This window comes from Caulobacter sp. LARHSG274 (assembly GCF_052871235.1).
In genome coordinates, this window is record NZ_JBIXJO010000003.1 from 340,802 (window position 1) to 362,030 (window position 21,229).

General features: G+C 68.2%; 17 protein-coding genes and 2 pseudogenes. 8 read left to right on the forward strand and 11 right to left on the reverse strand.

Annotated elements, in window-relative coordinates; translation table 11 throughout:
• The first annotated feature begins 213 nt into the window (after positions 1-213).
• The 3 genes from ACIPQB_RS09850 (at position 214) to ACIPQB_RS09860 (ending at position 6,309) form a co-directional block, all read left to right on the forward strand.
• On the forward strand, positions 214-3,000 hold the full coding sequence (locus tag ACIPQB_RS09850; RefSeq protein WP_446485045.1) for a TonB-dependent receptor: 2,787 nt from the start codon (positions 214-216) through the stop codon (positions 2,998-3,000).
• 132 nt (positions 3,001-3,132) lie between these two features.
• Entirely contained in the window at positions 3,133-4,353 is a 1,221-nt protein-coding gene (locus ACIPQB_RS09855; protein WP_446485046.1) for a winged helix-turn-helix domain-containing protein, read from the forward strand.
• A gap of 108 nt (positions 4,354-4,461) precedes the next feature.
• The gene (locus tag ACIPQB_RS09860) at positions 4,462-6,309 is read left to right on the forward strand and encodes a DEAD/DEAH box helicase (RefSeq protein ID WP_446485047.1); all 1,848 of its coding nucleotides are present in this window, start codon (positions 4,462-4,464) and stop codon (positions 6,307-6,309) included.
• Between the two features lie 21 nt (positions 6,310-6,330).
• On the opposite strand, the gene ACIPQB_RS09865 is transcribed toward ACIPQB_RS09860, so the two are convergent.
• Positions 6,331-7,482, reverse strand: a complete 1,152-nt coding sequence (locus tag ACIPQB_RS09865) for a glycosyltransferase family 61 protein (RefSeq protein WP_446485048.1) — start codon at positions 7,480-7,482, stop codon at positions 6,331-6,333.
• A 185-nt stretch (positions 7,483-7,667) separates the two neighbouring features.
• Here ACIPQB_RS09865 and ACIPQB_RS09870 point away from each other — a divergent pair, with 185 nt between their 5' ends.
• Complete coding sequence (locus ACIPQB_RS09870) at positions 7,668-8,729, forward strand: diguanylate cyclase domain-containing protein (RefSeq protein WP_446485049.1); 1,062 nt, start codon at positions 7,668-7,670, stop codon at positions 8,727-8,729.
• Positions 8,730-8,741: 12 nt separating this feature from the next.
• Here ACIPQB_RS09870 and ACIPQB_RS09875 read toward each other — a convergent pair whose 3' ends face one another.
• Positions 8,742-9,197: a type II toxin-antitoxin system RatA family toxin gene (locus ACIPQB_RS09875; RefSeq protein ID WP_446485050.1), complete on the reverse strand. Its 456-nt coding sequence runs from the start codon at positions 9,195-9,197 to the stop codon at positions 8,742-8,744.
• Positions 9,198-9,200: 3 nt separating this feature from the next.
• Positions 9,201-10,178 (reverse strand): lipoyl synthase, encoded by a 978-nt coding sequence (lipA, locus tag ACIPQB_RS09880; protein ID WP_446485051.1) that lies wholly within the window; start codon positions 10,176-10,178, stop codon positions 9,201-9,203.
• 83 nt (positions 10,179-10,261) lie between these two features.
• Between lipA and ACIPQB_RS09885 the strand changes: the two genes are divergently transcribed.
• From ACIPQB_RS09885 to ACIPQB_RS09895, 3 genes are all read left to right on the forward strand, one after another.
• Positions 10,262-11,332 (forward strand): alpha/beta fold hydrolase, encoded by a 1,071-nt coding sequence (locus ACIPQB_RS09885; protein ID WP_446485052.1) that lies wholly within the window; start codon positions 10,262-10,264, stop codon positions 11,330-11,332.
• A 115-nt stretch (positions 11,333-11,447) separates the two neighbouring features.
• A complete protein-coding gene (locus ACIPQB_RS09890; protein ID WP_446485112.1) occupies positions 11,448-13,001 on the forward strand; it encodes an AMP-binding protein in 1,554 nt (517 codons plus the stop codon).
• 34 nt (positions 13,002-13,035) lie between these two features.
• Positions 13,036-13,431 (forward strand): DoxX family protein, encoded by a 396-nt coding sequence (locus ACIPQB_RS09895; RefSeq protein WP_446485053.1) that lies wholly within the window; start codon positions 13,036-13,038, stop codon positions 13,429-13,431.
• A 70-nt stretch (positions 13,432-13,501) separates the two neighbouring features.
• Here the strand turns inward: ACIPQB_RS09895 and lpdA are convergent, their stop codons facing one another.
• From lpdA to ACIPQB_RS09935, 8 genes and pseudogenes are all read right to left on the reverse strand, one after another.
• Positions 13,502-14,902: a dihydrolipoyl dehydrogenase gene (lpdA, locus tag ACIPQB_RS09900; RefSeq protein WP_446485054.1), complete on the reverse strand. Its 1,401-nt coding sequence runs from the start codon at positions 14,900-14,902 to the stop codon at positions 13,502-13,504.
• Between the two features lie 93 nt (positions 14,903-14,995).
• Complete coding sequence (locus tag ACIPQB_RS09905) at positions 14,996-15,472, reverse strand: glutathione peroxidase (protein ID WP_446485055.1); 477 nt, start codon at positions 15,470-15,472, stop codon at positions 14,996-14,998.
• A 19-nt stretch (positions 15,473-15,491) separates the two neighbouring features.
• Entirely contained in the window at positions 15,492-16,799 is a 1,308-nt protein-coding gene (locus ACIPQB_RS09910) for a pyruvate dehydrogenase complex dihydrolipoamide acetyltransferase (protein WP_446485056.1), read from the reverse strand.
• Positions 16,800-16,811: 12 nt separating this feature from the next.
• Positions 16,812-16,895 (reverse strand): annotated as a pseudogene (locus tag ACIPQB_RS09915) (aldehyde-activating protein); the annotation flags it as partial.
• Positions 16,896-17,003: 108 nt separating this feature from the next.
• A pseudogene (locus tag ACIPQB_RS09920) lies at positions 17,004-17,249 on the reverse strand (GFA family protein); the annotation flags it as partial.
• Between the two features lie 55 nt (positions 17,250-17,304).
• On the reverse strand, positions 17,305-18,672 hold the full coding sequence (locus tag ACIPQB_RS09925; protein ID WP_446485113.1) for a pyruvate dehydrogenase complex E1 component subunit beta: 1,368 nt from the start codon (positions 18,670-18,672) through the stop codon (positions 17,305-17,307).
• Positions 18,673-18,674: 2 nt separating this feature from the next.
• On the reverse strand, positions 18,675-19,706 hold the full coding sequence (gene pdhA, locus ACIPQB_RS09930) for a pyruvate dehydrogenase (acetyl-transferring) E1 component subunit alpha (RefSeq protein ID WP_446485057.1): 1,032 nt from the start codon (positions 19,704-19,706) through the stop codon (positions 18,675-18,677).
• Between the two features lie 163 nt (positions 19,707-19,869).
• A complete protein-coding gene (locus ACIPQB_RS09935) occupies positions 19,870-20,166 on the reverse strand; it encodes an FtsB family cell division protein (protein ID WP_446485058.1) in 297 nt (98 codons plus the stop codon).
• Between the two features lie 372 nt (positions 20,167-20,538).
• On the opposite strand from ACIPQB_RS09935, the gene ACIPQB_RS09940 reads away from it, so the two are divergent.
• Positions 20,539-21,177, forward strand: coding sequence for a hypothetical protein (locus ACIPQB_RS09940; protein ID WP_446485059.1), 639 nt, complete (start codon positions 20,539-20,541; stop codon positions 21,175-21,177).
• Positions 21,178-21,229 lie beyond the last annotated feature (52 nt).

The following is a 21,229-nucleotide window of genomic DNA, read 5'->3' on the forward strand; positions in this document are numbered from 1 at the left end:
GTCAATCGCGACGATCGACCTCCCCCCACACGAATAGCCAAATGAAATCGCTGTTTTCAGCTCAGAACGGCCGCGGGACGGCGCCTGAGCACCGGAAATGATAGCTCTCCAATTTTTCGGGTTGCATTGATTGCATTAATTTGCGGTAATTTGCGCAACGAAGCCTGGATCATCGTGGCGAAACCGCGAGAGCCGATAGGGAGGGAGGATCTCATGATGACGAGTTTCACGCCGCGCCGTGCGCGACTGATGGGCGGGGCGGCCACGGGCTTGGCGCTGCTGCTTTCGACGGCTGGCGCGGCCCACGCCCGGCAGGCTGCTCCGGCGCCCGCGGCCGCTGAGCCCGACGCCGTCGAAGAAATCACCGTCACCGGTATCCGCGCCGGCATTCAGAACGCGATCGCGCTGAAGAAGTCCTCCAGCTCGATCGTCGAAGCCGTGTCGGCCGAGGACATCGGCAAGCTGCCCGACACCTCGATCGCCGAGTCCCTGGCCCGCCTGCCCGGCCTGACCGCCCAGCGCCTGGACGGCCGCGCCCAGTCGATCTCGATCCGCGGCCTGGGCCCGGACTACAACACCGTGCTGCTGAACGGCCGCGAGCAGGTCTCGACCGGCGACAACCGCGGCGTCGAGTTCGACCAGTATCCGTCGGAAATCCTCAGCGGCGTGCTGGTCTACAAGACCCCCGACGCCGCCCTGATCGGCCAGGGCCTGGCCGGCACCGCCGACCTGCAGACCATCCGCCCGCTGAAGTACGGCAAGAAGGTGCTGTCGGCCAACGCCCGCTACGAGATGAACAGCGAAGACAAGCTGAACCCGGACGCCAAGGACACCGGCCACCGGCTCAGCGCCACCTTCGTCGACCAGTTCATGAACGACACCCTGGGCGTCGCCGTCGCGGTCTCCGACATCTCGACCCCGACCCAGAGCCGCCGCTTCAACGCCTGGGGCTATCCGACCACCGCGTCTGGCGACCTGGTCATCGGCGGCGCCAAGCCGTACGTGCAGTCCAACAACCTCAAGCGCACCGGCGTGATCGGCGTGCTGGAATACAGCCCAACCGACAAGTTCCACACCTCGCTGGACCTCTACTATTCGAAGTTCCGCGAAAAGCAGATCCTGCGCGGCATCGAGCTGCCGCTGTTCTGGAGCTCGGCCAGCCTGCAGCCGGGCTACACCGCCCAGGACGGCCTGATCACCAACGGAACCTACACCGGCGTGAAGGGGGTCATGCGCAACGACCTCAACACCCGCCACACCACCCTGAAGTCGGCCGGCTGGAACATCGCCTACGACACCGACAACGGCTGGACCCTGGCCGCCGATCTCAGCCATTCGGACGCCAAGCGTCGCGACGTGATCTTCGAATCCTATTCGGGCACGGGTCCATCAGGCGTCGGCGCCACCGACACCCTGACGTTCAACACCACGCCGGGCGCGGGCACCACCTTCGGCTCGGTCCTGGACTACACCAATTCCACCCTGTTCGTGCTGACCGACCCCCAGGGCTGGGGCGCTGGCGCCAACGGCGGGGCCGCCACGGGCGGGGCCGTGACCCAGGCGGGCTTCTACAACACCCCGGCGATCAAGGACGAGCTGAACGCCGTCCGCCTGAGCGCCAAGCGCGACCTGGCCTGGGGCCCGATCCACAAGGTCGAGTTCGGCTACAACGCCAGCCGCCGCGAGAAGTCCAAGGAAGTTCACGAAAGCTTCCTGACCTTCGGCGGCACCATCGCCCAGGGCGCGCCGCTGAGCCGTCCGATCCCCAAGGAGGCGCTGGTCGGCACGGTCAGCCTCGACCTGATCGGCATCAAGGCCATGCTGGCCTATGACCCGACCTACCTGCTCGACAACGGCGTCTACACCCTGGTCGCCGACCAGAGCCCGGCGGTCCAGACCCGCAACTGGGCGGTCAAGGAAGACGTGCAGGTCGCCTACGCCAAGTTCGACATCGACAGCATGGTCGGCGCGATCCCGGTCACCGGCAACACCGGCCTGCAGGTGGTGCATACCGACCAGTCCTCGACCGGCACGCGGGTCAATCCAGCCGACACCGCCCATCCGAGCAGCAACGACGGCGGCGACACCTACACCTATGTCCTGCCCAGCCTGAACCTGACGTTCGACCTGAGCAACGAGACCTTCCTGCGGTTCGGCGCAGCCCGCACCCTGGCCCGGGCTCGGATGGACGAACTGCGCGCCAGCCAGTCGTTCAACCAGAACCTGTCCAACCTGACCTCGACCGACCCGAATACCTCCTATTTCAGCACTGAAGGCGGCAATCCCCAGCTGCGGCCCTACATCGCCGACGGCGTCGACGTGTCGCTGGAAAAATACTTCGGCCGTTCCGCCTATGTCTCGGCCGCCGCCTACTACAAGGAGCTGTCGAACTTCGTGAACTCCAGCGCCTCGACGATCGAGGACTTCTCGCCGTTCCTGTCGCTGCTGACGCCGACCCAGCAATCGCAGCTGGGAACCACCAAAGGCTTGGCGAAGGCGCCGCAGAACGGCAAGGGCGGCTATATCCGAGGCATCGAACTGTCGGCCTCGATCCAGGGCGATATCTTCTTCGAGCCCCTGCGCAACTTCGGCCTGATCATCAGCGGTTCGTACACCGACAGCTCGGTCAAGCTGGACGACAACACCGCGCCCATCGACATGCCGGGCCTGTCGAAGACGGTGATCAACACCACCTTCTATTACGAGAACAACGGCTTCAACGCCCGGATCAGCAACCGCTACCGCAGCAAGTTCCTGGGCGAGGTCGCCGGCCTCAGCGCCGCTCGGATCTACCGGACCGTCGACACCGAATCCGTGCTCGACGCCCAGATCGGCTACGAGTTCCGCCAGGGCCCGCTCGAGGGCCTGTCGGTCCTGCTGCAGGCCAACAACATCACTGACGAGCCGTTCAAGACCTACGAGAACGCCGACCCTCGCCGCACCATCGATTACCAGAAGTACGGCGCCACCTACATGGTCGGGGTTTCGTACCGGTTCTAGAGACATCCCTCCCCTGCAACGCCCCGCCGGCCCGTCCGGCGGGGTTTTTCTTTGGCGGCGACCACCCCGCCCATCATGGTGACCTCACCGTCAGCACCGCACATCCGGCAGCTTGCCACCGCGCCCGCGGCCATGCTCACTCCGGCCATGCCCGAGATCCTCTCCCACAAGGACGCGCGCCGCATCGCCCTGGCCGCGCAAGGCTTCGCCGACAAGCGCCCCGCCCGGCCGACCCGCCGCCACCTGATCGCGACCATCGAGCGGCTGGCCCTGCTGCAGATCGACTCGGTCAATGTCGTCTCGCGCTCGCACTATCTGCCGCTGTTCTCGCGCCTGGGCCCCTATCCCCGGTCGCTGCTGGAGGACCTGGCCTGGGGCGGGAAGCCGATACTGTTCGAATACTGGGGCCACGAGGCCTCGCTGATGCCGCTGGACCTGCAGCCCCTGCTGCGCTGGCGCATGGAGGACGCCCAGGCTGGGGTCGGCGTCTGGAAAGGCGTCGCCGCCTTCCTGGCCGGCCATCGGCCGTTCATCGACAAGGCCCTGGACGAGATTCGTCGCCGCGGCCCGCTGTCGGCGTCCGAACTGGACCTGGGCGCGCGGGGTCCCGGCGGCTGGTGGGGCTGGAGCGAGGCCAAGCGGGCGACCGAATGCCTGTTCTGGGCCGGCGAATTGACCACGGCCACGCGGCGCGGGACCTTCGAGCGCGTCTACGGCTTACCGGAGAAGGTGCTGCCCAAGGCGATCTGGGCGGCGCCGACGCCGTCGCGCGCCGAGGCGCACCGCCTCCTCCTGACCCGCGCCGCCCGGGCCATGGGCGTGGCCACCGAGCGCGACCTGCGCGACTATTTCCGCATGGGCGTCGCCGACGCCCGGCGCGGGATCGGAGAACTGGCCGAGACCGGCCAGCTCATCCCGGCCAAGGTGGAGGGCTGGGATCAGCCCGCCTATCTGGCGCCGGACGCCCGCCGACCGCGTGCGGTGCGAGCCAACGCCCTGCTCTCGCCGTTCGACAACCTGATCTGGTTCCGCGAGCGGGCCGAGCGCCTGTTCGACGTCCGCATCCGGCTGGAGATCTACACCCCCGCCCACAAACGCACCCACGGCTACTATGTGCTGCCGTTCCTGCAGGGCGAGACGATCACCGCCCGCGTCGACCTGAAGGCCGACCGCAAGGCGGGAGTCCTGCGCGTGGTCTCGGCCCATCGCGAGCCGGCCGCCAACGCCGCCACGGCCGCCGCCCTGGCCGCGGAGCTGATGCTGATGGCCGGATGGCTGGGCTTGGGCGGCGTGGCGACGGCGCCGAGCGGCGATCTGGCCGGGGCGTTGAGCGCCGCCATAGCCAAAGATTGACTTTGGCTGGCCAGCGCCTATTTATCGCCGCTTCTGGAGCAGGCTTGGCGAATCCGCGCCGCCCGTTCGCCCAAACACGGGCGGCTCTGGACTTCAGACCAGCGTGACATGACAGAATTTTCCGAACTCGGGCTTTCGCCCACGACCCTCCAGGCGGTCGCCGACACCGGCTATACGACCGCCACCCCCATCCAGGCCGCCGCCATCCCGGTGGCCCTGGCCGGACAGGACGTCCTGGGCATCGCCCAGACGGGCACCGGCAAGACCGCCGCCTTCACCCTGCCCCTGATCGACAAGCTGATGAACGGCCGCGCCAAGGCCCGCATGCCGCGCGCCCTGGTCATCGCCCCGACCCGCGAACTGGCCGACCAGGTCGCCTCCAGCTTCGAGAAGTACGCCAAGGGCACCAAGCTGTCCTGGGCCCTGCTGATCGGCGGCGTCTCGTTCGGCGACCAGGAAAAGAAGCTGGACCGCGGCGTCGACGTGCTGATCGCCACCCCCGGCCGCCTGCTCGACCATTTCGAGCGCGGCAAGCTGCTGATGACCGGCGTGCAGTTCCTGGTCGTCGATGAAGCCGACCGAATGCTGGACATGGGCTTCATTCCGGACATCGAGCGCATCTTCAAGATGACGCCGCCCAAGAAGCAGACCCTGTTCTTCTCGGCGACCATGCCGCCGGAAATCACCCGCCTGACCAAGCAGTTCCTGCGCGATCCGGTGCGGATCGAGGCGGCGCGTCCGGCGACGACCAACGAGAACATCACCCAGCTGATGGTCAAGGTCCCATCGTCCGATCCCAAGGCCAAGCGCCTGGCGCTGCGGGCCCTGATCGAGAAGGCCAAGATCGAGACCGGCATCGTGTTCTGCAACCGCAAGACCGAAGTCGACGTCGTCGCCAAGTCGCTGAAGAGCCACGGCTTCGACGCCGCCGCCATCCACGGCGACCTCGACCAGAGCCAGCGCATGAAGACCCTGGCGGCCTTCCGCGATGGTTCGCTGAAGATCCTGGTGGCCTCCGACGTCGCCGCCCGCGGCCTGGACATTCCGGCCGTCAGCCACGTCTTCAACTACGACGTCCCGCACCACGCCGACGACTACGTCCACCGCATCGGCCGCACCGGCCGGGCCGGGCGTTCGGGCATCACCTACATGCTGGTGACCCCGGGCGACGACAAGGGCTTCGACAAGGTGGTCAAGCTGATCGGCTCGACGCCTGAGGAAGAAAAGCTCGACCTCGACTATTCGAACGCCGTGACCGTGCGTCGCGAGGGCGACAAGCGCGGCGGCGGCCGTGACCGTGATCGCGGCCCGCGCGGCGGTGAACGCGGCCGTGACCGTGATCGCAACCGCCAGCCCACCGAACCCTCGGCCCAGGGCGCGGCCAACCTTGAGGCCGCCATCGCCGGCCCGGCCTCGGCCCCGGCTCCGACCCCTGAAGAGCCGGCCAAGCGCCCGCCCCGCTCGCGCAAGCCGCGCGGCGACCAGGCCCCCGCCGCCGTCGAAACCGTCGAGAGCGAGGCGCCTGTCGCCGCCGCTCCCGTCGTCGCCGACCGTGGTCGCCGCGATCGCGGCGGTTCGTCGCGCGATCGTGGCCGCCAGCCGCGCGTGGAGGAAGCCGTCGCCGAGCAGCCCCAGGTCGAGACCGAACGCCCGCCGCGTCCGGAACGCGCCGACAGTGAGCGTCCAGCCCGCCGTGAACGCAGCGGCCGCGATCGCGATCGTCGCCCCGAGCGTAGCGAACCGCCGCGGGTCGAAGCCGAACGCGCGCCCCGCCCCGCGCCGATCGAACCCGAGCGTCCGGTCCGCGGCGCCCCGCTGCCGGTGCGCGGCGTTCAGCCGGTCCGCGGCCGCGAGGACGACGACGACCGCCGCGTGGTCGGCTTCGGCAACGAAACTCCGGCCTTCCTGATGCGCGCCCCGCCGCGCCTGGCCCCGGCCAGCGACACCGAAGACTGAATTCGCCGGGACTCGACGCGGCTAGAGCGCCGCGTCGACGAAGGCCAGGACGTCGTCGATCGGCGGCTCATAGCCGAATCGAAAGCCGCGCCGGATGCGGTGAGGCCAGGCGACGCATTCGGGCGCGATCGGCGACGCGCAGACATAGCCGCGCCATTCCGCGCCGGCCTGCCGGCTGGCGGCCCAGACCCACTGGCTGGCGAAATTCTCGGGTTGGATCTCGACGATTCGCGCGCCGGCCGGCGCGAACAGCGCGTTGGCCATGGCTGCGCCGGTGGGCCCGACCACCACCTCGGCCTCGCGCATCATCCGGATCTGCTCGGCGACCTCCAGTCGCTCTGGCTTGACGATCTCGAAGCCGCGCGCCCGCAAACCCGCTTCCAGGGCCGCCTCGTTGATCATCACCCGCATCGAATGGAAGCGTCGCGAGAAGTAGAGGCGCCGTCCCGAGCGCCGGGCTTCCGGCGCGCCAGCCAGCAGCCGAGCCCGAGTGCGCGCCAGCAGATCGCCGGGCCCGTGCAGAAAATGGTCCATGCTTGTGGCGTGCACCGCCGAGCCGAGGCGCACAAAAGGGGCCTTCAGCTCACGAACCGGCGCATCGGTCGCCATCGCAAGCAGGCGGCGTTGCCAGGGTTTCAGGCGCGGCGCGATCGGCACGAAGCGTTGCAACAGGCCCTGCTCGTCCAAGGCCACCAGCGACGGCAGGGCGTCGAGCAGGAAATGGCCATAGTTGAAACTCCCGCCCCAGGACTGAAAAACCGCCGCGCGATCAACGGTCTCGATCGCCTCCGGAACGGCCAATCGCGTATCGCCGTCCAGTTCCGTCACGCCGGGCAGGATCGAAAGATCGCGCCGGTGTCCCACGATCACCCCCGCGGTGGCTTGCGCCACAGATCCGTCCTGCGCCAGGATGACGCCGAAGCCCGGCAGATGGATCACGTCGTGGCTCAGACAGATGGACACCGGCCGCGGGGCCGGCGGCGCGTGTGGGAAACCCCAACGCTCCAACGCCGGGCCGGCCAGCCGAAAGGCGTCCGTCCGGCTACGGTCGTCTTCGGGCAGTTCAAGACGGGCCGTCGTCCGCTCGATGACCGCCCGCGAGAGACTCGCCGCGTCCACAGCCGGAATCGTCATGGTCTCATCGACGATTCTCAGCGAAAGAGTCCTGGCCATCCGGGCTTTCGACCACGGGAATCGCAGCGAGGCAAATCCGCCTCGGCGCACCAAGCGGCAGGAGGTGCGGCAAACAGGCAGCCGAACGCCGTTCGTCTTTAACGGCTCGTTTGAACTCTTCGGTCTAGATTATCGCTCCAAGCGCGTCCGTGGGCGATGCGGTGCGCGCTGTCGGGGGATGAGAAATGTCGGACGTCGAAACCACGCTGCGCGGCCCCGAGGCCTACAAGATCGCCGGACGCGCCCTGGCCCTGATGGAGCGCCATCAGGTCTGGCCGACCGCGCTGAACTTCGAGCTGTGGACCCACTATGTCGCCGATCCCGACGGCGCCCTGGCCCGTGAACTGACGCGCCTGATCTCGCTGGGCGAGCCGCTCACCGAGCTGCTCAGCGAGGAACTCGCCGCTACCTATTTGCCCAAGGCCAAGCTGAACGAACAGATCCGCGACGCCGGCGACCTGCTGAGCAAGGAACTGGAATCGGTTTCCAAGGCCATCCAGGACGCCCACAAGTCCAACGCCGCCTATGGCAAGACCCTGGCCGGCGCCTCCAAGGACCTCGACGGTTCGGACGACGTCAACAAGATCAAGACCGTGGTCGCCAGCCTGACCGAGGCCACGCGCCGGGTTCAGAAGGAAAACAAGTCGCTGGAGACCCGTCTGGCGGAATCGACCGCCGAGGTCGACCGCCTGCGCGAGCACCTGGAGCAGGTCCGCCGCGACGCCACCACCGACGGCCTCACCAACCTGGCCAATCGCAAGGCCTTCGACGAGGAACTCGACCGCGCCTGCTCGGAGGCCGACGAAGCGGGCACGAGCATCTGCCTGGCGGTACTCGACATCGACCATTTCAAGGGCTTCAACGACACCTGGGGCCACCAGACCGGCGACCAGGTCATCCGTTACGTGGCCAGCGTCATCGGCCGCGTCGCCGCCCCGCCCCGCTTCGCCGCCCGCTACGGCGGCGAGGAGTTCGCGATGATCTTCCCGCGGGAATCGGCGGCCATCGTCGCCGGCACCCTGGAAGAGATCCGGGTCGAGGTGTCGTCGCGCATGCTCAAGCGGCGTTCGACCAACGAGGACCTGGGGGCGATCACCATCTCGTCGGGCTTCGCCGAGCGGCGGGCGGGCGAGAGCGGCCATTCGGTGATGGAACGCGCCGACGCCGCGCTCTACACGTCCAAGCGCGGCGGCCGCAACCGGGTCACCGCCGCCGAGAACGAGCCGGCCTCGGCCAACGCGGCCTGAGGTCATCCACCGTCAGGTGGGCGGCGTACCGTAGATCGCCGCCGCCCGGGCCTCGAAACAGCCGATCAGCGTGTGCGCCGCCCGATCCAGATTGGCGGCCAGCAGGGCGTCGAGCACCCGTGACTTGAACGCGAAATCGATGACGAATTCCACAGAGGTTCCAAGCTCATGCGGCTGGAACCTCCACTGGTTCGACAACCGCTTGAACGGCCCGTAGAGCAGGCTGACGTCCACGGTCAGGGCCGCCGCGTCGCGCCGCACCCGGGTGGCGAACTTCTCGCGCAGGAACGAAAACCCGACCTGGGCCTCGGCGTCGACCGTGCTGACCGCGCCGTCGACCCGGCCGTTCCAGGTGCGCATGGCCGTGATCCACGGCACGAACTGCGGATAGGCCTCGACGTCGCCGACCAGCGTGAACAGCTGCTCGGGCGCATAGGGCAGCACCCGGGTGACGACATGGCGGTGCACCGCCTAGCGCGCTTTCGCGTCCAGGGCCTTGCGGGCCGCCGCCAGCTTGGCGAAGTCCTCGCCGGCGTGGTGCGACGAGCGGGTCAGCGGGCTGGCCGAGACCATCAGGAAACCCTTGGCCCGGGCGATGGCCTCATAGGCCTTGAACTCGTCGGGCGTGACGAAGCGGTCGATGGCGGCGTGCTTGCGGGTGGGCTGCAGATACTGGCCGATCGTGATGAAGTCGACGCCGGCGCTGCGCATGTCGTCCATCACCTGCATGACCTCTTCCTTGGTCTCGCCCAGGCCGACCATCAGGCCGGACTTGGTGAACTGGGTCGGGTCGCGCTCCTTGACCCGCTCGAGCAGGCGCAGGGAGTGATAGTAGCGGGCGCCGGGGCGGATCTTCAGATAGAGCCGCGGCACGGTCTCCAGATTGTGGTTGAAGACGTCCGGTCGGGCGTCGATGACCACGTTCTCGGCCCGGTCCTTGCGCAGGAAGTCGGGGGTCAGGATCTCGATGGTCGTGCCCGGCGCGGCGGCGCGGATGGCCAGCACCACCTCGGCGAAGTGATGCGCCCCGCCGTCGGCCAAATCGTCGCGGTCGACCGAGGTGATGACCACGTGCTTGAGGCCCATCTTGGCGACGGCCTCGGCCACGCGGCGCGGCTCGTCGGCGTCCAGGGCGTTGGGCAGCCCGGTCGAGACGTTGCAGAAGGCGCAGGCCCGCGTGCAGATCTCGCCCATGATCATCATGGTCGCGTGCTTCTGGCTCCAGCACTCGCCGATGTTCGGGCAGGCCGCTTCCTCGCAGACCGTGGTCAGCTTGTGCTCGCGGACGATGCTCTGGGTCTCGTTATAGCCCGGCGAGCCCGGCGCGCGGACGCGCAGCCATTCGGGCTTGCGCAGCACCGGCGTGTCCGGGCGGTTCTGCTTTTCAGGGTGGCGGACGACGCGATCTTCAGGAGCGCGGCCGTTCAGCGTGTCGATCAGGGTGACCATGACGGCCTAGATCGGACTTCTTGGCCTCCGGATCAAGCTTGTGTTCTTGCATGTGGCGTAAAGGCGCGAAATGAGTGGCCCGAATGCGTCGCCGCCTCCTTGCTGTCCTGCTGGCCCTGCCGCTCGTCGCCTGCAGCGACGAGGCCGCCCGCGCGCCCTTCGCCGACAGCCGGACGCCGCCATCGCTGGCCGAGCGCTTCCAGCCGCCGGCAGGCTGGGCCTGGGGCTATGTGAGGGTCGGCGACGGCCTGGTGCAGCGCTACGGCGTCTCGGCCCCGCGCCGTGCGCCGCGGGGCCAGCTCCTGATCCTGCCGGGCTACGGCGAGTCGGCCGAAGGCTGGTTCGAGACGGCCCGCGACCTCAACGCCCGCGGCTATACCGTCTGGATCCTGGAACGCCAGGGCCAGGGCGGCTCTGAGCGGGCCAGCCATTGGCGTGACCTGGGCCATGCCGGCAGCTTTTCACCCGACGTCGCCGCGACCCAGGCCATGGCCAAGGCGGTGATCCGTCCGACAGGCCGGGTTCCCTTCGTGGTCCTGGGCCAGGGCGACGGCGCCCTGGTGGCGCTGCGGGCCTTGGAAGAGGGCCTGCAGGCCGACGGCGCCATTCTGTCGTCCGCCAGTTTCGACATCGCCGACCCGCCGCGGCCCAAGGCGCAGTTCGTCCGGCTGGCGCGCTGGGCGCGGGGCCTGAAGCTGGGCTTCCTGCGCTATCCCGGCCAGGGCGGCTGGAAGCGCGACGGCCCCGACGGGTTCGGCGCCCGGCTGACCCATGACCGGACCCGCGGCGCGGTGCAGCCGGCCTGGGCCCTGGCCAATCCCGACCTGCGGATGGGCGCGCCGAGTCTGGCGTGGTACGCGGCCTTCTATGATGCGGTCGACGCCATCGGGCGCGACCTGAAACGGGTCGCCACGCCGGTGCTGATGCTCAACGCCGGCGAAGACGTCAAAGCCCTGGCCCCGCCCCGTACGGCGGTCTGCGCCGCCCTGTCCCGCTGTACGGCGGTCGCCTTTCCCACCGCCCGTCACGCCCTGCACCTGGAAGCCGATCCGGTGCGGGACCGCTGGCTGGAGGCGGTGGCCGACACTCTGCGCGCACGCCAGGACCCGACCGCCCGCCCGGCCTTGAACGACGAGGGCCCCGACGCGTTCTAGCAGGGCTGGCGCGCTTACCCGTGCGTAACCGGTGTTTGCAAAGCCACGCTCGATCGCTAGGCTCCCGCTTCAATCAAGACAGCGCGACATGGCGCTTCTGGGAGGTTTCGCCGGCATGCCGGTCGTTTTCAACGCGCAGGACGGCCAGAAGGCCCTTTTCGACGCCCTGCTGGACGCGCGCGACAAGTACGGGTCGAAGAAGCCGATCCTGGAAGACCAGGAGCGCCATCCGCTCAGCTATACCGACCTGATCCGCGCCAGCTTCGCCCTGGGCCGCAAGATCGCCGCCATGACCAGGCCGGGCGAGCATGTCGGGGTGCTGCTGCCGTCCGGTTCGGGCGCGGTGGTGACCTTCTTCGCCCTGCACGCCTTCGGCCGCGTGCCGACCATGCTGAACTTCACGGCCGGCCTGCGAAACCTGCGGGCCGCCTGCGAGCTGGCCGGGGTCAAGCGCGTGCTGACCGCCCACCGGTTCATCGAACTGGGCAAGCTGCACGACGTCGTCGACACCCTCGCCGACAAGGCGCAGATCACCTATCTGGAGGACGTGCGGGCCACGATCGGCCTGGGCGACAAGCTGTTCGCCGCCGCGGCCGGCGTCTTTCCCCGCCGCTTCCGTCATGCCGCCAAGCCGTCGGACAAGGGGGTGGTGCTGTTCACCTCCGGCAGCTTCGGCGCGCCGCGCGGCGTGGTGCTGAGCCAGGCCAACCTGGTGTCCAACGCCGCCCAGATCGCCGCCCACATCGCCCTCGACCCGGGCTGGGTGTTCTTCAACCCCTTGCCGGTGTTCCACTGCTTCGGCCTGACCGGCGGGGTGATCCTGCCGCTGCTGACCGGCATGAAGGCGTTCCAGTACCCCTCGCCCCTGCACATCAAGCAGATCCCGGCACTGCTGAAGGCCACCGGCGCCTCGGTGTTGCTGGCCACCGACACCTTCGTCAACCAGTACGCCCGAGCCTCGGAGAGCGACGAGCTGGCGGGGTTGAAGTTCATCGTCTGCGGCGCTGAAAAGGTTCGGGAAGAGACCCACAACCTCATCGCCGAGCGGTTCGGCCCGGTGCCGGTGCTTGAGGGGTACGGCGCCACCGAGGCCTCGCCGGTCATCGCCGTCAACAAGCCCGACGACAACCGGCGGGGCACGGTCGGCGGCCTGCTGCCCGGTCAGGAGCACCGGATCGAGCCCGTCGAGGGCATCGCCGGCGGCGGCCGCCTGCTGGTGCGCGGACCCAACATCATGTCGGGCTATCTGCGTGAGGACGGCGGCGTCGACGCCCCCGAGGACGGCTGGCACGACACCGGCGACGTGGTGACCATGACCGACGACCTGTGGATCACCATCAAGGGCCGGGTCAAACGCTTCGCCAAGATCGGCGGCGAGATGGTGTCGCTGACCGCCGCCGAGGACCTGGCCTCGGCCGTCTGGCCCGACGGTCGCCACGCGGTGATCTCGATGCCCGACAAGAAGAAGGGCGAGAAGCTGGTCCTGGTCACCGACCGCCAGGACGCCGCCGTCACCTCGCTGGTGGCCCATGCCCAAAGCATCGGCGCGCCCGAGCTGGCGGTGCCGCGCAAGATCCTCAAGGTCCCCGAAGTGCCCGTGCTGGGCAGCGGCAAGACCGACTATGTCGCCATCCAGCGGATGGCCGACCAGGACGCCAGGGCCGCTTGATGGGAGCGGCCTGACCCAGCCAAGGAAGCGACGGATGGACAAGTTGTCGGTGTGGGCGCCGCGGGTGCTCAGCGTCTTGCGGATCGTGGTCGCCCTGCTCTTCATGGAGCACGGCCTGATGAAGGTCTTCCACTTCCCGATCCCGCAGCCCGGGGCGCCCGATCCCCTGCCGCCGATGCTGCTGGCCGCCGCCTGGCTGGAGATCGTCGGCGGGGCGCTGATCGCCCTGGGCCTGTTCACCCGGCCGGCGGCCTTCATCCTCTCGGGCGAGATGGCGGTCGCCTATTTCCTGGCCCACGCGCCGCAGGGCTTCTACCCCGCCGTCAACAAGGGCGAGGCGGCGATCCTCTACTGCTTCGTGTTCCTGTACCTGGTGTTCGCCGGTCCGGGCCTATGGAGCCTCGACGCGCAGGTGCGGAAGCGGCCGTAAATCCTTCCAAACCAAGCAAAAAAGGCGGCGCTTGCCGAGCGCCGCCCTTCTCGTTTCGATCGTCGTGGTCCTAGATGTGCAGCACGCGTCCATAGGCGTCGAGCGCGGCTTCGTGCATGGCTTCCGACATGGTCGGGTGGGCGTAGACGACGCCGTGCAGGTCTTCCTCGGTGGCTTCCAGGGTGATGGCGGTGACGAAGCCCTGGATCATTTCGGTGACCTCGTGCCCGATCATGTGGGCGCCGATCAGGGCCCCCGTCTTGCCGTCGAACACCGTCTTGACGAAGCCCTCGGTCTCGCCGGCGGCCACGGCCTTGCCGTTGACCTTGAACGGGAAGCGGCCGGCCTTGACCTCGATGCCGGCGGCCTTGGCGGCGGCCTCGGTCAGGCCCACCGAGGCGACCTGCGGATTGGCGTAGGTGCAGCCCGGGATCGGCGAGTTGACGGCGGGGGTCTTGAAGCCGGCGATGTGCTCGGCCGCATGGATGCCTTCGTGGCTGGCCTTGTGGGCCAGCCAGGGCGGTCCGGCGGCGTCGCCGATGGCGTAGAGGCCGGGGACGTTGGTCTCGCCGTGCTTGCCGGTGACCACGTGGCCGCGGTCCATGTTCAGGCCGATGGCGTCCAGGCCCTCGGTATTAGGCGCAATGCCGACGGCGACGATGCACTTCTCGGCGGTCAGGGTCTCGGCCTTGCCGCCGACCTCGACGGCCACGGAAACGCCGTCCTTGGTCTTCTCGACCTTGGTCACCTTGGCGCCGATCCGGAAGGTGATGCCGCGCTTCTCGAACGCCTTCTGAGCGGCCTTGGAGACCTCGGCGTCCTCGACCGGCATGATGCGGTCCACGGCCTCGACCACGGTCACCTCGGCGCCGAGGGCGCGGTAGAAGCTGGCGAACTCGATGCCGATGGCGCCCGAGCCGATCACCACCAGGGATTTGGGCATGGCCTTGGGGGCCAGGGCGTCGCGGTAGGTCCAGATCTTGTCGCCGTCCGAGACCGCGCCGATCGACGGGATGTCGCGAGCCCGGGCGCCGCTAGCCAGGATCACGCTCTTGGCCTGGATGGCGCGGACGCCGCCGGCCTTCAGGGCCACGACGACCTTCGGCGAGGGGCTGCCCTTCTCGAGCTTGGCCTCGCCCTCGACGACCTCGATCTTGTGCTTCTTCATCAGGAAGGCAATGCCCGAGGACATCTGCTTGGCCACGCCGCGCGAGCGCTCGATGATCTTGCCGAAGTCGAAGGCCGGCTTCTCGACCGAGAGGCCGTAGCCCCCCAGGTGCGACAGCTGCTCGAAGATCTCGCCGGACTTCAGCAGCGCCTTGGTCGGGATGCAGCCCCAGTTGAGGCAGACGCCGCCGAGGTTCTCCCGCTCGACGATAGCCGTCTTCAGGCCCAGTTGGCTGGCGCGGATCGCGGCCACATAACCGCCGGGGCCGGCCCCGATGACGACGACGTCGAATTCCGTGGACATGGTGTTCTTACCCTAGCTTGGACGCCGTTCGGGGGGAGCCGGCGGGCGTCGATCGATCGGCCTGCAAGCCGATCCCATGGGACTCAAAAAACGTTACAGCAGCGCCTCGACGGCCTGTTTCAGGTCTTCGGGCTTGGTCGTGGGAGCGAAGCGTTCGACTACCTCGCCGTCGCGGCCGATCAGGAACTTGGTGAAGTTCCACTTGATGGCTTCGGTGCCCAGCAGACCCTTCTGTTCATGCTTCAGATAGGCATAGAGCGGATGGGCCGACGGGCCGTTGACGTCGATCTTGGCCAGGACCGGGAAGGTCACGTCATAGGTCAGCGAGCAGAAGCTGGCGATCTCCTCGGCGTTCCCGGGCTCCTGAGCCCCGAACTGGTTGCAGGGGAAGGCCAGGACCGTGAAGCCCTTGTCCTTGTAGTCCCGGTACAGCGTCTCCAGCCCCTCGTACTGCGGGGTGAAGCCGCACTTGCTGGCCGTGTTGACGATCAGCAGCACCTGGCCGCGATAGTCGGCCAGGCTCGCGTCCTGGCCGTCCAGCGTCTTGGCGGAATAGTCATAGACGGACATCCCTGCCCTCCCGTTCGACTTAAACGATCAGGGTCAGAGGCTCTTCGATCAGCGGCTTGAACGCGGCCAGGAACTTGGCCCCGACCGCGCCGTCGACCACGCGGTGGTCGCAGGTCAGGGTCACCGTCATCACCGTGGCCACGGCCAGCTGGCCGTCCTTGACCACCGGCCGCTGCTCGCCGGCCCCGACGCTCATGATCGCGCCCTGCGGCTGGTTGAGGATCGAGGCGAAGCTCTTGATGCCGAACATGCCGAGGTTGGAGACCGAGAAGGTGCCGCCCTGGAACTCCTCGGGCTTCAGCTTCTTGGCCTTGGCGCGGGCGGCCAGGTCCTTCACCTCGGCCGAGATCTGGGCCAGGCCCTTGGTCTCGGCGGCGCGGACGATCGGGGTGATCAGGCCGCCGTCGATGGCCACGGCCACGGCGATGTCGGCATGCTTGTGCATGGCGATGCCCTCGGGCGAGAACGAGGCGTTGGCCTCCGGCACGCGCTTGAGGGCCACGGCTGCGGCCTTGATGATGATGTCGTTGACCGAGACCTTGACGCCCTGGCCTTCCAGCAGGTGGTTGATCTTGCCGCGGGCGGCCAGCAGGGCGTCGATCTCCAGATCGATCGTCAGCGGGAAGTGCGGGACGTCGCGGAAGCTTTCAGTCAGGCGGCGCGCGATGGTCTTGCGCATCATGTCCAGCGGCACGAGGTCGTAGGAGCCGGGGGGGATGCCCATCTGCTCCAGGGTCAGGGCTTTGGCGGGCGCGGCGGCGGCCGGAGCAGCGGCGGCGGCGGGAGCCGGCGCGGCGGCGGGCTTGGGCGCAGCGCCCTTGCCGGCGGCTTCGACATCGGCCTTGACCACCCGGCCATGCGGGCCTGAGCCGGCGATCGTCTTCAGATCCAGGTTCGCGGCCGAGGCCAGGCGACGGGCCAGGGGCGAGGCGAACACGCGGTCGCCGGCCGGCGCAGCGGCGGGCGCGGGCTTGGCCGGGGCGGCGGTCTCGCCGGCGGCTTGGACGGGCGCAGCCGGAGCCGGCGCCGCCTTCGGCGCTTCAGCGGCCGGAGCGGGCTTGGCCGGCGGCGGGGCGGGGCTCTCGCCCTCCCCGGCCAGCTTGGCGATCGGGGCGTTGACCTTGACGTTCTCGGTCCCGGCCTCGACCAGGATGGCCTCGATGACGCCTTCGTCGACGGCTTCGACTTCCATCGTGGCCTTGTCGGTTTCGATCTCGGCGATCACGTCGCCGGCCTTGACGGTGTCGCCGACCTTGACGTGCCACTTGGCGAGGGTCCCCTCCTCCATGGTGGGCGACAGGGCGGGCATCAGGATGTCGATCGACATTGAGCTTCTTCCTCAAGCGTTCGGGACGGCTTCGACCAGAACGGTCGGCGTCCATTTAGCCTTGCGACGGGCAAGGCGTTGTTCGTCCGTTTCGTCGTGATAGTCCAGCCGTTCGGGCTCGCGTTTAGCGAAACCCGGCAGGTCGGTCCCTACGACGTTGAGGGTGGCGTAGGCCAGCCCCCCGTCTTCGATCATCGCCGCCACGTAGACGGCGCATTCCCGGCAGATCAGGAAGTCCACCGCCCGCCGCCCGAACCGGTAGCGCATCAGCGCCCCCGGGGCGGCGGTGATGTGCAGCCGGCTGTCCGGATCGCTGGTGGTCCGCGCCCCCTGCCGGCGGCGGAACGAGCACTGGCAGGCCCGCAGCGCCAGCTCGGCCACCGGCTTGCCGGGATCGAGCTGCACGTGCACCGCGCCGCAGTGGCAGGAGCCGTTGAGCGCCTGGGTCATGCGCGCCTCCCCGCCCGCTCACACAGGCCTGGGCCTAGATGAGCGAGCCGGGCGATCACCGGTAGCAGACCGCCTTGGCCGCCTTGACGATCTTGGCGACCGAGGGCAGCGACAGGGCTTCGAGATTGGCCGCATAGGGCAGCGGCACGTCTTCCTGGTGAACCCGCAGCGGCGGGGCGTCCAGGTAATCGAAGCCGAACTCGGTGATGCGGGCGACGATCTCGGCGCCGACCCCCATTGGGCCCCAGCCTTCCTCGACGGTGACCAGGCGGTTGGTCTTCTTGACGCTTTCCAGGATGGTGTCGTGGTCCATCGGCCGGATGGTGCGCAGGTCGACGACCTCGGCCTCGATGCCGTCCTTGGCGAGTTCCTCGGCGGCGTTCAGGGCGAAGCCGACCATCCGCGAATAGGTGGCGATGGTGACGTCCTTGCCGGGGCGGCGGACCTTGGCCTTGCCGATCGGCACGACCCAGTCCTCGACGTCCGGGATGTCGAACTCGTGGCCGTACATCATCTCGTGTTCGAGGAAGACGATCGGGTTCGGGTCGCGGATCGCGGCCTTCATCAGGCCCTTGGCGTCGGCCGCGTCGTAAGGTGCGATGACCTTCAGGCCGGGGACGTTGCCGTACCAGGCCGCGTAGTCCTGGCTGTGCTGGGCGCCGACCCGCGAGGCCGCGCCGTTGGGGCCGCGGAACACGATCGACGACTTGATCTGGCCGCCCGACATGTACAGCGTCTTGGCGGCCGAATTGATGATCTGGTCGATCGCCTGCATGGCGAAGTTCCAGGTCATGAATTCGACGATCGGCTTAAGACCCGCCATCGCCGCGCCGACGCCGAGGCCGGCGAAGCCGTGCTCGGTGATCGGGGTGTCGATGACGCGCTTGTCGCCGAACTCCTGCAGGAGGTCGCGGCTCACCTTGTAGGCGCCCTGGTACTGGGCGACTTCCTCGCCCATCAGGAACACGCGGTCGTCGCGGCGCATCTCCTCGGCCATGGCGTCGCGCAGGGCGTCGCGCACGGTGATCTTCTTCATCGGCGTGCCGGCCGGAATTTCCGGGTCGGCGAAGGTCGAGGCCGCCGAGGGCACGCCGGCCGGAATGGGAGCCTTTTCCGGCTCGCCCGACTTGGCTTCATCGGCCGCCGGCTTGGCGACCGGCGCCGGGGCGGCGGCGGGTTCGGCCTCGCCCTCGCCCTTCAGCTTGGCGATCGGGGTGTTGACCTTGACGTTCTCGGACCCGGCGGCGACCAGCAGGGCCTCGATGACGCCCTCGTCGACCGCTTCCACTTCCATGGTCGCCTTGTCGGTCTCGATCTCGGCGATCACGTCGCCGGCCTTGACGGTGTCGCCTTCCTTGACCAGCCACTTGGCCAGGGTGCCTTCTTCCATGGTCGGAGAGAGGGCGGGCATCAGGATGTCCACGCTCACTGGGCGGCCTCCAGGTATACGTCGGTGTAGAGTTCGGAGGGATCCGGCTCGGGGCTGGTGCGGGCGAACTCGGCGGCTTCGGCGACGATGCGCTTCACCTCGCCGTCGACGCTCTTCAGGTCGTCCTCGGTGACGCCGATGGCGGCCAGGCGCTCCTTCAGGTGGTCGATCGGGTCGCGGGTCTGCTTGACTTGGTCGACCTCGTCCTTGGTGCGGTACTTGGCCGGGTCGGACATCGAGTGGCCGCGATAGCGATAGGTCTTCATCTCAAGGATGAACGGACCCTGGCCGCTGCGGGCGTGCTCGGCGGCGCGGGCGCCGGCCTCGGCGACGGCCGTCACGTCCATGCCGTCGACCTCCTCGCCCGGAATCCGGAACGAGGTCCCGCGCTTGTGGAAGGCGGTTTCCGAGGCCGAGCGCTCGACGCTGGTGCCCATGGCGTACTGGTTGTTCTCGATCACGTACACGACCGGCAGCTTCCACAGCTGGGCCATGTTGAAGCTCTCATAGACCTGGCCCTGATTGGCCGCGCCGTCGCCGAAATAGGCGAAGGCGACGTTGCCGTTGCCGCGGTAGTGGTTGTTCAGCGCCAGGCCGGTGCCGAGCGAGACCTGGGCGCCGACGATGCCGTGGCCGCCGTAGAAACCCGTCTCGACGTCGAACATGTGCATCGAGCCGCCCTTGCCGTGCGACGAGCCCGTCGCGCGGCCGGTCAGCTCGGCCATGACTTCCTTGGGGTCCATGCCCGCGGCCAGCATGTGGCCGTGGTCGCGGTAGCCGGTGATGATCTGGTCGCCCTTGACCTTGATCGACTGCATGCCGACGGCGATGGCTTCCTGGCCGATGTACAGGTGACAGAAGCCGCCGATCAGGCCCATGCCGTACAGCTGGCCGGCCCGCTCCTCGAAGCGGCGGATCAGCAGCATGTCGTGGTAGAATTTCAGAAGCTCGTCCTTGCTGACGAAGGCGTTGACACCGGTAGCGTCAGCCTTCTCCGCCGGGGCTTCACCCTTGCGCGTACGCGCCATTCAACTCTCCCTGGCCAATCTTCATCGCGGCCTACTCCTGGACGCCCACCGGCCGAATGAACCTCGGTTCCGCGTAGATGGGGGCCCGCTGTCAAACCCGAAACGGATCAGGTTCGCCTGAGCCCGCCCGGCAGTTCCTCAAGGCATCGCGCCGACCCACGCCTTAGCGCGGCGTGCGGATCACATAGTCCTTGGGGTCGGTGTATCCCAGGAGCGAACGCGCGCGCTCTTCCAGAAGATCCGCCGACAAACTGCCGCTGCGTAATAGACGAGCACGGGCCTCCAGGTCCATCCTTTCGGCGCGGATCTTCTTCAGCTCCAGCGTCTTGGAGGCCAGATCCGCGTTGCGCTGCGAGGTCGACAACAGCCCGCGCTCCCCCGTCAGGGCGTGAAACACGAAGTAGGTGATCAGCAGAAGCAGCGCCGCGGTCGGCAGGAAAGGTTGCAGTCGGGCGAACATCAGCGATTCCCAGGAGGGTAAGTTCAGCCTGCCCGATCATGCTTAACGCCTTACTAAATGGGCGGTTCGCGAGGGTCGGGGCAAGATGTCGAAAGCAGCCGCTCCATGCTTTCATTTGAGATGGTTTCAAGGGCATCTAGATACCGCGTCGCAGCATCCAAACGCAGGTTTTATGAGGCTTCTCCCGGCGGCGGAGAGAGTCGTCAATTTGGCTTTTAGAAAAATTGTTGGTGAAGACTAGGCGCCGGCGCCTCCGGATCGAGCGATCGACGGCGAGCGCGTCGCGAATCGTCACAGGCCGGCGCCAGGCAGGGCTTGGCGGAAGATCGATATCGGCGGTATGTTAGCGGTAACCAAAAAGGGGGGAACCACATGTTCGGACGTCGCACTTTCATCCTGTCTCTCGCCAGCACTGGCGTGACGCCCGCCCTGGCGTACGGAGGCGAGGCTCGGCCGCGGCGCGAGCGCTCCATCGCCGGCGACGGTCCCAAGCCGACTGTCATCAAGGGCAAGCCGCCCAAAATGGATTTCGGAGACGGGCTGCGGGTGCCCCTCGACCGAAACGCCTTCGTGACGCTGTGGGAGGATTCCAACCGCTGGATCACCTTCGGGCTCGGGCTTGGCCGGATCGAAGGCGAATCGAACACCAAGGCCGACAAGGCCGCCAGCCTGACCATGCAGATTATGCTGCTGACCCTGGCCTATGCGCCCGAGCGCCTGGAACGGGTGGACGGCGGCGGCTGGCGGCCCCGCAGCGGCAAGCTCGGAGACCTGGTGATGGGCGAGGTCCCCCTGCCCGGCCGGCCCGTCCGACCGGCAAACGGCAGCTACATGGACAATCGGCTGTTCGGCGGTCCCGGCCTCACCCCCGACAACCCCGCCGACATCCAGAGCTATCAGCGCTTCGTCGCCGCCACCGCCTATGTCGTCAAGAAGGCCGACCTGTCGCTGGACGACGTCCGCGCCGTGGGACGGTTGACGGACGACGCGCCGCCCACGACGGCGCAATAGCCGCCTGCGAGACCTGCGGGAATCGTCTCGCCGTCCTGACCGGACGGCGAGA